15 protein-coding genes are annotated in these 15,060 nt (G+C 62.5%); 5 read left to right on the forward strand and 10 right to left on the reverse strand.

All coding sequences use genetic code 11. The features are described from left to right. The 5 genes from AC16XC_RS10295 to radA all read right to left on the reverse strand — a co-directional run. Positions 1 to 341: alanine racemase (locus AC16XC_RS10295; RefSeq protein WP_484034568.1), on the reverse strand; the 341-nt coding region annotated here is incomplete at its 3' end. Then, a complete protein-coding gene (locus tag AC16XC_RS10300; protein ID WP_484034569.1) occupies positions 328 to 1,962 on the reverse strand; it encodes an MFS transporter in 1,635 nt (544 codons plus the stop codon). The genes AC16XC_RS10300 and AC16XC_RS10295, both read right to left, overlap by 14 nt. 34 nt (positions 1,963 to 1,996) lie before the next feature. Beyond that, positions 1,997 to 2,431, reverse strand: coding sequence for an iron-sulfur cluster assembly scaffold protein (locus AC16XC_RS10305; protein ID WP_484034570.1), 435 nt, complete (start codon positions 2,429 to 2,431; stop codon positions 1,997 to 1,999). Then, complete coding sequence (locus AC16XC_RS10310; protein WP_484034571.1) at positions 2,428 to 2,964, reverse strand: CvpA family protein; 537 nt, start codon at positions 2,962 to 2,964, stop codon at positions 2,428 to 2,430. Before AC16XC_RS10310 ends, AC16XC_RS10305 begins: the two co-directional genes overlap by 4 nt. Before the next feature lie 11 nt (positions 2,965 to 2,975). Next, positions 2,976 to 4,343 (reverse strand): DNA repair protein RadA, encoded by a 1,368-nt coding sequence (gene radA / locus AC16XC_RS10315; protein ID WP_484034572.1) that lies wholly within the window; start codon positions 4,341 to 4,343, stop codon positions 2,976 to 2,978. Between the two features lie 69 nt (positions 4,344 to 4,412). Here radA and AC16XC_RS10320 point away from each other — a divergent pair, with 69 nt between their 5' ends. Further along, positions 4,413 to 6,737, forward strand: coding sequence for a patatin-like protein (locus tag AC16XC_RS10320; protein ID WP_484034573.1), 2,325 nt, complete (start codon positions 4,413 to 4,415; stop codon positions 6,735 to 6,737). On the opposite strand, the gene AC16XC_RS10325 is transcribed toward AC16XC_RS10320, so the two are convergent. The 3 genes from AC16XC_RS10325 to dnaK form a co-directional block, all read right to left on the reverse strand. Beyond that, positions 6,734 to 7,627, reverse strand: a complete 894-nt coding sequence (locus tag AC16XC_RS10325) for an MBL fold metallo-hydrolase (protein WP_484034574.1) — start codon at positions 7,625 to 7,627, stop codon at positions 6,734 to 6,736. The two genes, AC16XC_RS10320 and AC16XC_RS10325, sit on opposite strands and share 4 nt — an antisense overlap. A 78-nt stretch (positions 7,628 to 7,705) precedes the next feature. Further along, complete coding sequence (gene dnaJ / locus AC16XC_RS10330; RefSeq protein WP_484034575.1) at positions 7,706 to 8,830, reverse strand: molecular chaperone DnaJ; 1,125 nt, start codon at positions 8,828 to 8,830, stop codon at positions 7,706 to 7,708. A 70-nt stretch (positions 8,831 to 8,900) separates the two neighbouring features. Further along, positions 8,901 to 10,823 (reverse strand): molecular chaperone DnaK, encoded by a 1,923-nt coding sequence (dnaK, locus tag AC16XC_RS10335; RefSeq protein WP_484034576.1) that lies wholly within the window; start codon positions 10,821 to 10,823, stop codon positions 8,901 to 8,903. A gap of 161 nt (positions 10,824 to 10,984) precedes the next feature. Between dnaK and AC16XC_RS10340 the strand changes: the two genes are divergently transcribed. The 3 genes from AC16XC_RS10340 to AC16XC_RS10350 are packed head-to-tail and all read left to right on the forward strand — an operon-like array spanning position 10,985 to position 12,681. Then, positions 10,985 to 11,482: a copper chaperone PCu(A)C gene (locus AC16XC_RS10340; protein ID WP_484034577.1), complete on the forward strand. Its 498-nt coding sequence runs from the start codon at positions 10,985 to 10,987 to the stop codon at positions 11,480 to 11,482. Further along, a complete protein-coding gene (locus tag AC16XC_RS10345) occupies positions 11,472 to 12,014 on the forward strand; it encodes a vgr related protein (RefSeq protein ID WP_484034578.1) in 543 nt (180 codons plus the stop codon). The genes AC16XC_RS10340 and AC16XC_RS10345 overlap by 11 nt, the downstream gene beginning before the upstream one ends. Next, positions 12,004 to 12,681 (forward strand): isochorismatase family protein, encoded by a 678-nt coding sequence (locus AC16XC_RS10350; RefSeq protein WP_484034579.1) that lies wholly within the window; start codon positions 12,004 to 12,006, stop codon positions 12,679 to 12,681. Before AC16XC_RS10345 ends, AC16XC_RS10350 begins: the two co-directional genes overlap by 11 nt. On the opposite strand, the gene grpE is transcribed toward AC16XC_RS10350, so the two are convergent. Next, a complete protein-coding gene (grpE, locus tag AC16XC_RS10355; protein WP_484034580.1) occupies positions 12,678 to 13,259 on the reverse strand; it encodes a nucleotide exchange factor GrpE in 582 nt (193 codons plus the stop codon). The genes AC16XC_RS10350 and grpE overlap by 4 nt on opposite strands. Positions 13,260 to 13,288: 29 nt before the next feature. Further along, a complete protein-coding gene (hrcA, locus tag AC16XC_RS10360; protein ID WP_484034581.1) occupies positions 13,289 to 14,332 on the reverse strand; it encodes a heat-inducible transcriptional repressor HrcA in 1,044 nt (347 codons plus the stop codon). Between the two features lie 81 nt (positions 14,333 to 14,413). Between hrcA and rph the strand changes: the two genes are divergently transcribed. After that, positions 14,414 to 15,060, forward strand: a 647-nt coding sequence (gene rph, locus AC16XC_RS10365; protein ID WP_484034582.1) for a ribonuclease PH, incomplete at its 3' end; no start/stop codon positions are given.

The raw sequence follows: 15,060 nt of genomic DNA on the forward strand, positions 1-15,060 counted from the left end.
CTTGCCTGCCTCAAGCTGTTGATCACCGGGCGGACGCCGGTCGACTTGGCAAATTCGACATCATCGGGCGTCAATGGACCATGGAGTACCGAAACCTGTGCGGCTGGCACATGCCTGAGAAGCGCGGCAACTTCGCTGAAATGCGCGACGAAGAAGTCGCGCGCGCCGACCGCGGCAAGGACCGGGACACAGCGCGCCACGCCGAGCCCATAGCAATCGGCCTTCACCGCCGCGCCGGTCGCGGCCGTGCCCGACATCCGGTCGAGCGCGCGCCAGTTTCCGGCCAGCGCGTCTTCATCGAGCCTGAGCCTTAGAGTGCGCGGCGGTTCAGGCGGGCTCATGGTCTTCGAAATCTTTGGGCGGCCCGTCCGGCAGGCCCCACCAACCGACAATCACGGCAAAGAACACGAAGCCCCAAGTGTACCACAGGCCGGAATAGACATCGCCGGTCTTGGCGACGATGTAGCCAGCAATCACCGGCAGGAAGCCACCAAAATAGCCGGCCCCGATATGGTAGGGGATCGACATCGAGCTGTAACGGATCTTGGCCGGGAACATCTCGGTCAACAACGCGGCAACCGAGCCGTAGGTCAGCGCGGAAAGCAGGCCAAACAGCAGCAGGACCGCCACGATCCCGAGCATGTTCGATATTGGCGGATGCTGGATCGAAAAATCGTAGCCGGCAGAACCCAGCTTGGCTTCGAGCTGGGCCCGGCGCGCGGCGCCATCGTCCCAGGCATAATCGTCGAGCGAAAGCACGGTTCCCCCTGCCGCCAGTCCGAGCGTTTCGGAATATCGGGTATCGTAGGGAATGTATTTCGCGGTAAGGTCTTCCATCAGGCGGCCGCACAGCGTTTCCTGGGCATCGCTGAAAGGCGCATATTCGCAATCGGGGCCGGAGATAACGACAGGCGCAGCGCGCGCGCTTTCTGCCAACCCCGGATTGGCAAGCCCGCCGAGCAGCCAGAAGGCGGGAAATATCAGCAGCAGGGTGAGGATGTTTCCAACGATGATCGGCTTCTTGCGCCCGATCCGGTCCGACCATTTTCCAACAAGGACGTAGAAACTCATCGCCAACAGGCCTGATACCCCGACAAGGATTTCGACTGTCGTGGGCTCGACTCGCATGCTTTTCAGGAATGACAGGCTTGAGAAGTAGGCCGAGTAGAAGATCGTCGTAAGGCAGGCCGTCACGCCGAACAGCGCCACGAAAATCCGCTTCTTGTTGCCTGGGTAGGTAAAACTCTCGACGAACGGATTCCTTGAGATTTTCTGCTCCGCTTTCATGGCCTTGAAGACTGGGCTCTCGTTGAGCTTGAGCCGCATCCAGAGCGAAATCACCAGCAGCAGGATCGAGACCAGGAACGGCACGCGCCAACCCCACGCCTCGAACTGGTCCGGCGGAATGAGGAACCGGCACAGCAGGACCATCCCGATCGACAGGACGAAACCGCCTACCACCGATGCCTGGACGTAGCTGGTGAAATAGCCGCGCCGGCCGGGCGAGGTGTGTTCGGCAACATAGGTGGTGGCGCCGCCATATTCGCCGCCCAGCGCCAGCCCCTGCAGGATTCTCAACAGGATCACGATGATCGGCGCGGCAATCCCGATCGAGGCCGCCGATGGGATCATCCCGACCCCGGCGGTAGCGATGCCCATCAGCGTCACGGTGACCAGAAAAGTGTATTTGCGGCCCAGCCGGTCGCCGAGATAGCCGAACAGGATTGCACCCAAGGGCCGGAAGCCGAAGCCGACGGCAAATCCCGCCCAGACGAGCAGCATCTGCAGGACTTCGTTGTCGGCAGGAAAAAACGCCTTCCCGATCAGGGCAGCAAGTGTCCCGTAAATGAAGAAATCGTACCATTCGAACACCGTGCCGACGCTGGACGCGGCGACGACAAGCCGAATTTCCTTCGCGCTTGGTTCCCTGGTCGATGCAGGCGCTGGACTGCTATCGGGCATGTGGCATGGTTCCCCCGGCGTTGAGCGGCCTCACCTAACCGTTTGACGACATGCTGGAAAGGGCATCGATCGCCGCATCCCAGGAAAGCATCATGGCGCCATGGCGCGCCGGAAAGTCCCTGGCAGGCGCAATCAGTTCCAGGCGCGGAAGGTCGGGCCGTGCCCCGCTTCCCGCAAGCCAGGATTCCATCTCGCGGCGGGAGGCTGCGAGTTCTTCCAGGCGCTTCCCGCTCGCGTAATCGGCAAACAGCGCCGCTGTCGCCTGGCCGATGGCGCATGCCTTGACTTGCATGCCGAGCGTTTCGATCCGCTGCTCGTCGTCGAGCAACAACCCCAGCGCGAGCGTACTGCCGCAGCTCCTGGAACGAGCCGACCCATGCAGTGCGTATTTGCCCCGGTAGGGGTACTTGGCCAGTTCCAGGGTAAGCGACAACAGCTCGGGCGTGTAGAGCCGCTCGGCGGCGCTCATTCCGCCCCGCCGGGAATGACATCGTCGCTGGCCTCGAGTTCGACCTGGCGCTGTTCGATCAGTTGGACCAGCTTGTCGGCGCCGGCGTTCACGAGCGGAAAACTGCGCGAATTGGAGATCCAGACCGGTCGGCCATCGGCTTCCCAGCTTGCCTGATAGCCCAGGAGGAGCAACGAAAAGGCCATGACCACCACGATCACTCCCTTTATCGCGCCGAAGCCGAAGCCGAGCACGCGATCGACCGGTCCCAGAACCGAGTTCTTTGCGTTCTCGCTGACCTGGCGGGCCAGCAGCTTGGTCCCGGCATAGGGGATCAGGAGCAGCAGGGCGAAGGCCAGGATTGCAGCGCCGGTTGGGGTTTCGATGATGTTGCGATTGAGCCAGACCGTCAGGTCCGTATGCATGTAATGAATTGCAAAGACAGCCAGCACCCAAGCCGCGAGCGAGGCAACTTCCTGCACCAGCCCGCGGATGAAGCCACCGATCGCAGCCACTGCGATGATGATCAGAACGATATAGTCGAAACCCGTCATCTGACGGTGAATTATGCCCTCGCCATCACCCGGTCAACGAGATTGGCCAGGCTGCCCATCGTCTCGTAGCGCAGATTAACCGGTCCATCGCCCGCATCCTGCGGACCGAATCCGAGTTCGAAACCGAGTTTACCGGCTTCCTTAAGGCGCAGTCCAATATGCGAAACCGGGCGAATTTCCCCTGCAAGCGAGATCTCGCCGAACCACACGCTGCGAATCGGTAGCGGGCGTTCGGCTATCGCGGAGACAAGCGCCGCCGCAACGGCCAGGTCCGCGGCAGGATCGGAAAGGCGATAGCCGCCGCTAATGTTGAGGTAGACTTCGGAAGACGAAAAGCTCAACCCGCAGCGCGCTTCCAGAACAGCGAGCAGCATGGCGAGACGGCTCGAGTCCCAGCCGACAACCGCGCGCCGGGGCGTCGCGCCGCTTTGCAAGCGAACGATCAGGGCCTGGACTTCGACCAGCACCGGCCTGGTGCCTTCCAGTGCGGGAAACACCGCGCTTCCCGCAAGCGGTTCGCAACTGTCGGACAGGAACAGCGATGAAGGATTGGAAACCTCTTCGAGTCCGTCGCGCTCCATGGAGAATACGCCGATCTCGTCGACTGCCCCGAACCGGTTCTTGAGCGCCCGCAATATCCGGTATTGGTGGCTGCGTTCGCCTTCGAAGCTCATCACCACATCGACCATGTGTTCGAGCACGCGGGGGCCGGCGATGTTGCCGTCCTTGGTGACGTGTCCGACCAGCACAAGCGCGACGCCGTTTTCCTTGGCGTAGCGGATCAGTTCGAAGGCGCAGCCGCGAACCTGGCTCACCGTTCCCGGAGCGCCCTCGATCTGGTCGGAATGCATCGTCTGGATCGAATCGATCACCAGCAGTTTGGGCGACTGCATGCAGCCGAGCGTAGTCAGGATATCCCTGACCGATGTGACCGAGGCGAGCCTGATCGGAGCATCGGCCAGTCCGAGCCGCGCCGCCCGCAGTCGGACTTGTCCGGCTGCCTCCTCTCCGCTGATATAGACGGCACAATCGCCGGTGCGCGCCATTTGCGCCGTGGCCTGGAGCAGCAGTGTCGACTTCCCGATACCAGGATCGCCGCCCATCAGGATCGCGGAACCAGGGACAATACCACCCCCCAGCGCGCGATCGAATTCAGCGATCCCGGTTGAAATGCGGGCGAGTTCCGCGACCGGCTTGTCGAGCAAGGTGAACTCGAATGCCCGGCCCCCGCGCGAGAGATCGTGCTTCTGCGAGAATACCGTCGCAGGGGCATCTTCGGTGAGTGAATTCCATTCGCCGCAGTCCGGACACTGCCCCTGCCAGCGGTGCGATACTCCGCCACATGCCTGACAGATATACTGTTTCCTGCTCTTGGCCATGGCGATCCATAACCGGAACAAATATAGAACGCAATTGCTATTGTAGTTTCAAGCCGCCAAACAGCCGCGATGCGTCAGAAGGAACTGCGAATTGCGCTCATCTGCTACGGCGGGGTCAGCCTCGCCGTCTACATGCATGGCGTTACCAAGGAACTGTGGAAACTGACCCGGGCAAGCCGGGCGCTGCATTCGGGAGAGCGCCACGAAGCGGGGTCCGAAACGGTCTACCAGGAATTGCTGCTCCGGATTCTCGATCGCAAGGATCTGCGCCTCAGGGTCCTGCCGGACATTCTGACCGGTGCCAGCGCGGGGGGAATAAACGCCGTATTCCTCGCGCAGGCGATCCATTCCGGCCAGTCGCTCGAACCCTTGACCGACCTGTGGCTCGACCGTGCCGACGTCGACAAGCTGCTCGATCCCGAGGCGCGATTGTGGACCAGGATCGCGAAATTCTGGGCACCGCCGGTGGTCGAATTCCTGCTGTCGCGGCCTGGCAATGTCGTCTCGGAATCGGTTGCGCCCGAAATGCGCAAGCAGATTCGCCGGAAGCTCTCGCGCTTCGTGAAGACCCGCTGGTTTGCCCCGCCCTTTTCCGGAATCGGCTTTTCGGGCCTGATGGCGGATGCCCTGAAGGCTATGGCCGAGGCGCCATGCGGGTCGCCCTTGCTCCCCCCCGGGCACCCGCTGGACCTGTTTGTCACTTCCACCGACTTCAACGGATTTCTCGAATTGTTGCGCCTCAACAGCCCGCCGGTCGTGTTCGAAAGCGAGCATCGGCTGTCTATCGGCTTTACGGCGCGGGTACCCGAAACAGCCGGTTTGCAGCTTGCCCATCCGCTGGAGCTGACCTTCGCCGCGCGTTCGACCGCAAGTTTTCCCGGCGCCTTCCCGCCCATGAAGATCGGCGAGATCGACGAACTGGCGATAAAGCGAGGTCTCGAATGGCAAACCCGCGACCATTTCCTCGAACGGGTCATGCCCGCCCATATCCGCCAGCAGGATCTCGACAATGTCTCGCTGATCGATGGCTCGGTGCTGGTCAACGCACCGTTTTCCGAAGCGATGAATGCCTTGCAGGGGCGGCCTGCCCAAAGAGAGGTCGATCGAAGGTTTGTCTATATCGATCCCCGCCCGGACAAGCGCATGCGCGCCGGGCGCGAGCATGGCGACGAAGTCGGCTTCTTCCGCGCCATTTTCGGATCGATCTCCTCGATCCCGCGCGAACAGCCGATCCGCGACAATCTCGAGCTCATCCAGGCGCAATCGCGCGAGGCCGAGCGGATGCGGCATATTCTCAATGCCCTGCGGCCCGAGGTCGAGCGGACGGTCGACAGGATATTCGGCAGGACATTCTTTATCGACCAGCCGACGCCAAAGCGGCTCAATGCCTGGCGCGCCAAAGCCCAGCAGGCAGCGGCAGAGCGCGCCGGCTATGCCTTCCATTCCTACGCCCAGGCCAAGTTCGCGGGGATCGTCGAAAGACTTTCGCAACTGATCCTAGCGCATGCGCCGGGCCTGCTCCTGCCCGACGCAGTACCGATCGCCGATAGGCTGCGCGAGGAACTCTATGCCCGCGGTCTTTCTTCGCTGGTCTCGGCCAAAGGAGGCGCAAGCGACGAAGCGATCGCCTTCTTCAGAGCGCATGATATCGGCTTTCGCATTCGCCGGCTGCGCTTGCTGGCGCGCAGGCTGTCGCGCGACTGGGAAGACGATCCAGACATCACCGATGCCGACCGCGATGACGGACGCGAGATGATCTATCGCGCCCTTTCGCGTTATTTCGAACGTGAAGGGTCCAGCGGCCTTGGCGACGAATTCAACGCTGTCGCCGAAGATGTGCTCGAGAATCCCGGCGCGGCACTCGATGCGCTCGAACGGATGCGCGACCTGGTCGGGCTCGATCGTTCGGTCGAGGCAGAGATGGCCGCGGGGCTCGAAGCAATGCCCAAGCCGCTCAGGCGCAAGATCCTGTTCGCCTATCTCGGCTTTCCGTTTTACGATGTCGCCACACTCCCGTTGATGCGCAACGAAGGTCTGACCGAATTCGATCCGATCAAGGTTGACCGGATTTCTCCCGACGATGCGGTCTCGATCCGCGAGGGTGGTGCCTTCGCAACCTTGCGCGGCACCGAATTCTACAATTTCGGGGCGTTCTTCAGCCGCGCCTATCGCGAGAACGATTATCTCTGGGGCCGGCTCCATGGTGCCGAACGGATGATCGATCTCGTGTGTTCCTCGGTCTACGCGTCACCCGATGAACATGATTGCGCGGATCTCAAGCTCAGGATCTTCCTCGCGATCCTCGACGAGGAGGAGCCGCGGCTAAAGGAGGATCCGACCCTGATTCCGAAATTGCGCGACGAGATCCAGCAGAAGCTGGGCAAGGCGAGTTAGCGGCCAGAGGCCTCGAGGCTGCGCCAGATCGCCTCCACGAAACTGTCCTCGGCGACGAAACCCGGCGCGCCGAGGCCGGCAACCGGCTTGGCCGCCTTGGCCTGATCGAGCGTCTGGCCAGACTTCTTGAGCGCTTCCACCCGTTCCACCGCGGTGGCAATCATGGCGCGCCAGGCAATCAGCTTCGAACGGTCCGAAAGTTCGCCATGGCCCGGAATGATCACGGTCTCGGCATCGGTCATGGCAATGATCTGATCGAGCGAAACCAGCAACCGCAAGACGTTGCCGCCGGAACCGATATCGATGAACGGGAAGCCGCCGGTGCTGAGCACCATGTCGCCGCCGTGCAGGACGTTGGCATTGCGCCAGTAAATCACGCTGTCGCCATCGGTGTGCCCGCCGCCGGTGTGGATGACGTCGATCGTGTCTCCGTTGAGGTGGAAGGAAACCGAATGATCGTAGGTGACCACCGGCAACGCCTCTTTCGGCGCGGGCGCAGCATCGTTTCCTGCGACCAGTCCGCCTTCCGCAAGCCGCTTGCGGACATTCTCCTGTGCCACGATCAGCGCACCGGCCTTACCGAAATTCTCGTTCCCGCCGGCATGGTCGAAATGCCAATGGGTGTTGACCAGGAACTTGACCGGGGTGGCGCCCAGCCCGGCGATCGCGGCCTGGATCTTCTGCGTCAGCGGCGCGAACTGGTCATCGACGATGAAGGTTCCGTCGGGGCCGTGGCTCACGCCGATATTGCCGCCATTGCCGAACAGCACCGCGACCCCCGGCTTGATCTCCACCGCGCGGATCTCGACCTCCGCCATGTCCTGCGCGGCGACACCGAGCGAAACGGCTCCGCCCAGCACGATCGCGGATAGAAGAGCTGCCCTGCGCATGAAGTTCCCCTCCCCAGTATGGACTGATGGGCGGATACGGTACTTGGCGTGCCTGCGATTGGCAATGCCGCGGCAGGATTACCCGCCGAAGGCCCCCTTGATCTTGGCGAAGAAGCCCGCGCTCTCCGGACATTCCTCGCCGGTTTCGGTCTCGCGGAATTGTTCGAGGATTGCTTTCTGCTCCTTGGTGAGCTTGGTCGGAGTCTCAACCTTGATTTCGACCACAAGGTCTCCGCGGCCGCGGCTCTGCAACACCGGCATCCCGGCCCCGCGCTTTCGCAACTGCTTGCCCGACTGGATTCCGGCCGGGATCTCGATTTCGCTTGTCTCTCCGTCGAGCCCCGGAATTTCGATCTTTCCGCCGAGCGCGGCGGTCGAGAAGCTGATCGGGACCACGGTGAACAACGCAGTGCCTTCACGCTGGAATACGGCATGCGGCTTGACATGGACGAAGATGTAAAGATCGCCAGGCGGAGCGCCCTGCGGACCTGCCTCGCCCTTTCCTGCAAGGCGAATCCGAGTTCCATTGTCGACGCCTTGCGGCACGTTGACATCCAGCGCCTGCATTTCGTCGACCCGACCCTCGCCCCGGCATTCGCGGCACGGCTTCTCGATCACCTGGCCATTGCCATGGCAGGTGGGGCACGGACGCTCGATGACGAACAGGCCCTGCTGAGCCCGGACCTTGCCGCGCCCGCTGCACAAATTGCAGGTGCGCCTCGCCGTTCCCGGCTCGGCCCCGGTACCACCGCAAGTGTCGCATGCGACCGAGACTTCCACCTCGACCTGCGCCTGCTTGCCGTGAAAGGCCTCTTCGAGCGTGACTTCGAGGTCGTAGCGCAAATCGGCGCCGCGGCGCGGCTGCTGGCGCCCGCCGCCGCCGAACGCGTTACCGAAGATAGTCTCGAAGATGTCGCCGAGATCGGCAAAGTCGGCACCGCCCCGCGATCCGCCAAAGCCGCCGGGGCCGCCATTGCGGAAGGCCGCATGGCCATAACGGTCATAGGCCGCGCGTTTCTGGGGGTCTTTCAGGCAATCATAGGCTTCGCTGATTGCCTTGAACCTGGCTTCCGCCTCGGCATTGCCGGGATTGCGATCCGGATGGAACTCCATCGCGAGCTTGCGATAGGCGGACTTGATCGTACGGTCGTCCGCCGTCCGCTCGACCTGCAGCAGCTCGTAATAGTCGATTTCGGTCGCCATCGCCCCGCCCTAAAGAGGACTGCCACCGGCGCGCGCGGCCCCGGTGGCAGGCTTCCAATCCATCAGGCGATCAGCCCTTGTTCTCGTCATCGACCTCGGAAAATTCGGCGTCGACCACTTCCTCTTTCTCCGCGGCGGCATCCCCCGCCTCGGCTTCGGGAGAAGCGGCGGAGGCTTGCTCCTTCTCGTAGATCTGCTGGCCCATCTTCATGGCAAGATCGGTCAACTCCTTGGTCTTGGCCTCGATCTCGGCGGAGTCTCCGCCTTCGATCGCGGTCTTGGTCGCGGCAAGGGCAGTTTCGATCTGAGCTTTGAGATCGGAGTCGATCTTGTCGCCGTTTTCCTCGAGCTGCTTTTCGGTCGCATGGACGAGGCTGTCGGCGTTGTTCTTGGCTTCCGCCGCCGCGCGGCGGGCCTTGTCCTCCTCGGCAAACTTTTCCGCGTCCTTGACCATCTGGTCGATGTCGGCGTCGCTGAGGCCGCCCGATGCCTGGATGCGGATCTGCTGTTCCTTGCCGGTGCCCTTGTCCTTGGCGGACACGTTGACGATGCCATTGGCGTCGATGTCGAAAGTGACCTCGATCTGCGGCACGCCGCGGGGCGCCGAAGGAATACCGACCAAATCGAACTGGCCGAGCAGCTTGTTGTCCGCGGCCATTTCGCGCTCGCCCTGGAACACGCGGATCGTCACCGCCTGCTGGTTGTCCTCGGCGGTCGAATAGACCTGCGCCTTCTTAGTCGGGATCGTCGTGTTGCGATCGATCATGCGGGTGAACACGCCACCCAAGGTCTCGATGCCGAGCGACAGCGGGGTCACGTCGAGCAGCAGCACGTCCTTGACGTCGCCCTGCAAGACGCCGGCCTGGATCGCGGCGCCCATGGCAACGACTTCATCCGGGTTCACTCCGGTATGCGGCTTCTTGCCGAAGAACTTCTCAACCGTCTCGCGCACCTTGGGCATGCGGGTCATGCCGCCGACCAGGACGATCTCGTCGACCCCCGACTTGTCGATCCCGGCATCCGCCAGGGCCTTCTTGCACGGATCGAGCGTGCGCTGGATAAGCTTGTCGACCAGCTTTTCGAGATCCGCGCGGCTGATCGTCTCGACCAGGTGGAGCGGAGTCGAGGTGCCGCCTTCCATGCGCGCGGTGATGAAGGGCTGGTTGACCTCGGTTGTCTGCGCGGAAGACAGCTCGATCTTGGCCTTCTCGGCTGCTTCCTTGAGCCGCTGGAGCGCGAGCTTGTCGCTGCGCAGGTCGATCCCTTCCTTCTCCTTGAACTTGTCGGCAAGATATTCGACGATCGCGCTGTCGAAATCCTCGCCGCCCAGGAAGGTGTCGCCATTGGTCGACTTCACTTCGAACACGCCATCGCCGATTTCGAGGATCGAGACGTCGAACGTGCCGCCGCCAAGATCGTAGACCGCAATGGTCTTGCCCTCGTCCTTCTCGAGCCCATAGGCCAGTGCGGCAGCGGTCGGTTCGTTGATGATGCGGAGCACTTCGAGCCCGGCGATCTGGCCGGCATCCTTGGTTGCCTGGCGCTGGGCGTCGTTGAAATAGGCCGGCACGGTGATCACGGCCTGGGTGACGGTCTCACCGAGATAGGCCTCGGCGGTTTCCTTCATCTTCTGCAGGATGAAGGCGGAGATCTGCGATGGGCTGTAATCCTCCCCGCCCGCCTTGACCCAGGCATCGCCATTCTTGCCCTTGGTGATCGTGTAGGGAACGAGTTCGGTGTCCTTCTTGGTCACGGGATCGTCGAAACGGCGCCCGATCAGGCGCTTCACCGCAAAAATCGTGTTGTCGGGGTTGGTCACCGCCTGGCGCTTGGCCGGCTGGCCGATCAGCCTTTCGCCATCCTTGGTGAAGGCGACAATCGAAGGCGTGGTCCGCGCGCCTTCAGAATTTTCGATAACCTTGGGCTTACCGCCATCCATCACTGCGACGCAGCTATTGGTGGTACCAAGGTCGATCCCGATAACTTTAGCCATAAATCCCATCCTGTGCTTCGATTTGGACGCCGTCCTTGGGCTCCCCCGATGGGCAGAGCGCTTCGGCGGCTCGTTCATCGGGGCGATATAGGTGTGGTTTTCCTTGGCACAAGGGATTGCCCACACTACAATTTCAACGGGGAAACGAGGGGAGGATGAAGATGAAAAGCACTATCCTTGGATCGCTCGCGCTTTCGCTTGCGATGCTTGGCCTTTCCGCCTGCGGCGGCGGCAGCGACACCGCCGAGCAGGCCGATGCGGCACCGGACGGCATCCCGGGCGTGACAGTATCCAATGCTAGGCTGGTCCTGCCCGCGGTAAAGGGGAACCCGGGCGTTCTCTATTTCGACATCGCCTATGGCGAAGATGGTACGCCCTCGCGCGTGGCCTTGAGCGGTGTGCACATCGCAGGCGCCCAAAGCGCCATGATGCATGAATATTCCGAATATGGCGGCGAGACGATCATGACCGAGCTGATGAACCAGGTCGTCGCGAAGGGTGAGTCCATATCGTTCGCGCCGGGCGGCATGCATGTCATGGCCAACAATCTCGACGACAGCCTTGTGGCAGGCGGGACGACCGAAGTAACGCTGACTTTCGCCGGCGGCGATAAGCTGAGCTTCCCGGCAGAAATTCGCGCAGCCGGGGATGACCGCTGAGGAAACAGGCTTGAGTGCAGGGGTTTCTGCCTGCCCCATTGGCGGAGAAAGGCCCCTGACGAGCGGTGAAATCTCGCTCGTCCAGAGCGTTTTCGGCAATGCGATCGATTGCGGAAAGGTCCGCTTGCGCAGACGGAAGTGGTTCCCGTTCCAGCCCCGCAAGGTGACGATGGCGCCTGACGGACACCTCTATTTTCATCCTGGCGGACAGTCGTATTGCGACGATTTCAGCCAGGCGGGCCTGGCGTCGCAGGGCCATTTCATCCACGAAATGGTTCATGTCTGGCAGGCCCAGCGCAAGGGCAATTGGTTCCTGGTCCTGCACCGCCACCCATGGTGCCGCTACGATTACAGCCTGAAGCCCGGTTGGCCGCTCGAACGCTACGGGATCGAACAGCAGGCCGAGATCGTGAGGCACGCCTTCACCCTGATGCGCGGCGGGACCGTCGCCGGGGCCCCCGGGCTCGATCGCTACCGCTCGATCCTTCCATTCCTGCCGCTCAAATCGCGAGACTCCACCCATGCCGCATGACGTCGATCACAACGCTATCCTCGGTCGGCTGGCCGCAACCCGCGGCGGGATCAGGAACGTATTCGAGGGCCTCGATCCCGCCCGGACGGCGCATGTGATCATCGACATGCAGAACGGCTTCGTCGAGCAAGGTGCGCCGGTCGAAGTGCCGATGGCGCGGACGATCTCTGGCGCGATCAACCGGGTCTCGGCGGCGATAAGGGCGAGTGGCGGGAGGAACTATTTCGTCCAGTACACGACCCCCGACGATGTCGATCAGGGCTGGTCGATCATGATGGAACGGCTCGGCGGACTGTCGGATGCGCATCGCGAGGGCTTTCGGCGCGGCGCGCATTATTGGGAGCTATGGCCCGAACTCGAGGTCGAGCCGGAGGATGCGCTGGTCGAAAAGGGGCGCTTCAGCGCCTTTACCCATGGCACATCGACGCTCGAAGACCGGTTGAAGGCTCAAGGCGCAGACACAATCGTGGTCAGCGGCACAGTCACCAATATCTGCTGCGAGAGCACTGCGCGCGATGCGATGCAGCACAATTACCGGGTGATCATCGCGACCGACGGCAATGCCGCGCTGAGCGACGATGAGCATGCGGCGGCGCTCACGAGCCTTGCCTTCGCCTTCGCCGATCTTCGCTCGTCGGAAGAAATCGAGGCGCTGCTGGCGGGTTAGTCGGGCTTCTTGGCCACACCGACCATCGCCGGGCGCAGCAGCCTGTCCTTCAACATGTAGCCGGCCTGCATTTCCTGCACGATCGTGCCCGGCTCGGCGTCGCCTGTCGGAATTTCGACCATCGCCTGGTGCTGGTTCGGGTCGAGCGGGAGGCCCATTGCTGCGATGCGGCTGATGCCATTGGCCGCGAAGACCTTGTCGAGCTCGCGCTGGGTCGCCTCGATCCCGGCCACGAAGCTCTTGAATTTCTCGTCCGAACGCAATTCGTCAGGAACCGCATCAAGTGCCCGACCGAGATTGTCCGCGATCGACAGCATATCGCGGGCGAACCCGGTCACCGCATAGGTACGAGCATCGGCAACTTCCTTCTCGAGCCGCCGGCGAACATTCTGCGTGTCGGCCTTGGCGTAGAGCACGTCCTGCTGTGCGGATTCGAGGTCGGCCCGCAAGCGGTCGAGCGCATCCGAAATCGATTCCTCGCCATCGCCGTCACCGTCGCGGTCGAGGAATTCCTCGGGCACGCCTTCCAGTTCTGCCGCAATGGCTTCGTCCTGCGGCTGCTTCTTTTTGTCACTCATGGTCACTATCTGTCTGTTCTTGCTGCCAATTAACCGATCAATCTGCCCAGAGACTGGGCGGTGAAGTCCACCATGGGGACGACCCGTGCGTAATTCAACCGCGTCGGTCCGATTACCCCGAGGACACCGACCACGCGCCCCTCGCGGTCGCGGTAAGGCGAAGCTATCACCGAGGAACCAGACAGCGCGAACAGCCGGTTTTCGGAACCGATGAAAATCCGCGCCGATTCCGCCTCACGCGCGGATTCGAGCAAAGTAGCAATCGACTGCTTGTTCTCGAGGTCGTCGAGCAATTGGCGCACACGTTCGACATCGCCCAGCGCGGCTTCGTCAAGCAGGTTGGCCTGGCCGCGCACGATCAGCACCGGGCGGCGGCCCGCATCCTCGCTCCACACGGCGAGACCGCGTTCGACGAGGTCCCGGCTCGCCTCGTCGAGCTCCGATTTGCCCGAGGCGATCTCCTCGCGCATTAGCCGTGCTGCCTCGGCAAGCGTCCTGCCCGAAAGCCTCGCCGAAATGAAATTGCCGGCCTGCTCCAACGCAGAAGGCGGCATGGCCTGCGGCAGATCGAGCAAGCGGTTTTCGATATGGCCGTCCTGTCCTACCAGCACTGCAAGCGCCTGGCCGGGAGACAACGAGACGAGGCTCATCTGGGACAGGCGCGGTTCGCGGCTGGGGACCATGACGACGCCGGCGGCGGCCGAGAGGTCGGACAGGATTGCGCTGGTCGCTTCGAGCGCCTGCTCGATCGGCCCGGGCTGCTTGAGCCGCCGTTCGATCTCGGCGCGTTCCTCAGGCGTGGGCTCGGCCACCTGCATCATCCCGTCGACAAACAGCCTGAGGCCGCTTTCGGTCGGCATGCGCCCTGCGCTGGTATGCGGCGCGGCGAGCAGGCCGAGCTGTTCGAGGTCGTGCAGCACCGAGCGGATCGATGCAGGCGAAAGGTTGAGGCTCCCTTCCCCGGACAAGGCCTTCGACCCAACCGGCTGGCCCGACGCGAGGTAACCTTCCACCACCAGGCGAAAAATGTCGCGTGCGCGGTCGGTCAATTCGGTGACGGGTGGGCCGCTCATACCAGTCTATCTAATCGCTGGGCTTGCAGCCTCAAGCGAATAGCGCCTAACGCTGTTGCAGAATTTCGAAGAGGATTCTCAATGCGACCATCCGGCCGTGCGCCCGACGAAATGCGCGCCATCACGATCGAAACCGGCTTCACCAAGCATGCCGAAGGCTCGTGCCTGATTTCGTTCGGCGATACGCGGGTGCTGTGTACGGCGAGCGTCGAAGAGCGGCTCCCGCCCTGGCTGCGCGGCAAAGGCGAAGGTTGGGTCACCGGCGAATATTCGATGCTGCCTCGCGCCACCCATACCCGCGGGCAGCGCGAAGCGGCCCGTGGCAAACAGTCCGGTCGTACTCAGGAAATACAGCGTCTTATCGGGCGAAGCTTACGTGCAGTGACAGACCTGAAATTGCTCGGCGAACGCCAGATCACGCTCGATTGCGACGTCATCCAGGCCGATGGCGGCACCCGAACCGCGTCGATCTCGGGCGCCTGGGTCGCGTTGCGGCTCGCGGTCAACAGGCTGATGGAGCAGGGATTGGTCGAGAAAGATCCGATTTCCGCCAAGATTGCCGCCATCAGCTGCGGCATCTTCAACGGGACGCCCGTGCTCGATCTCGATTACCACGAGGACAGTTCGGCCGATGCCGATGCCAATTTCGTGCTCATCGAAGGAGGGCAGATCGCCGAAGTCCAGGCCACCGCCGAAGGCGCGACCTATGACGAGGAAGGCCTGCTGCG

This window comes from Candidatus Andeanibacterium sp., from assembly GCF_057143545.1.

Excerpts from the sequence above, each read along its gene's own strand:
- dnaJ (WP_484034575.1), bottom strand. The coding sequence starts at position 8,830 with ATGGCGACCGAAATCGACTATTACGAGCTGCTGCAGGTCGAGCGGACG.
- AC16XC_RS10320 (WP_484034573.1), top strand. The coding sequence starts at position 4,413 with ATGCGTCAGAAGGAACTGCGAATTGCGCTCATCTGCTACGGCGGGGTC.
- AC16XC_RS10340 (WP_484034577.1), top strand. The coding sequence starts at position 10,985 with ATGAAAAGCACTATCCTTGGATCGCTCGCGCTTTCGCTTGCGATGCTT.
- hrcA (WP_484034581.1), bottom strand. The coding sequence starts at position 14,332 with ATGAGCGGCCCACCCGTCACCGAATTGACCGACCGCGCACGCGACATT.
- dnaK (WP_484034576.1), bottom strand. The coding sequence starts at position 10,823 with ATGGCTAAAGTTATCGGGATCGACCTTGGTACCACCAATAGCTGCGTC.
- AC16XC_RS10310 (WP_484034571.1), bottom strand. The coding sequence starts at position 2,964 with ATGACGGGTTTCGACTATATCGTTCTGATCATCATCGCAGTGGCTGCG.
- grpE (WP_484034580.1), bottom strand. The coding sequence starts at position 13,259 with ATGAGTGACAAAAAGAAGCAGCCGCAGGACGAAGCCATTGCGGCAGAA.
- AC16XC_RS10305 (WP_484034570.1), bottom strand. The coding sequence starts at position 2,431 with ATGAGCGCCGCCGAGCGGCTCTACACGCCCGAGCTGTTGTCGCTTACC.
- radA (WP_484034572.1), bottom strand. The coding sequence starts at position 4,343 with ATGGCCAAGAGCAGGAAACAGTATATCTGTCAGGCATGTGGCGGAGTA.
- AC16XC_RS10300 (WP_484034569.1), bottom strand. The coding sequence starts at position 1,962 with ATGCCCGATAGCAGTCCAGCGCCTGCATCGACCAGGGAACCAAGCGCG.
- AC16XC_RS10350 (WP_484034579.1), top strand. The coding sequence starts at position 12,004 with ATGCCGCATGACGTCGATCACAACGCTATCCTCGGTCGGCTGGCCGCA.
- AC16XC_RS10345 (WP_484034578.1), top strand. The coding sequence starts at position 11,472 with ATGACCGCTGAGGAAACAGGCTTGAGTGCAGGGGTTTCTGCCTGCCCC.
- AC16XC_RS10325 (WP_484034574.1), bottom strand. The coding sequence starts at position 7,627 with ATGCGCAGGGCAGCTCTTCTATCCGCGATCGTGCTGGGCGGAGCCGTT.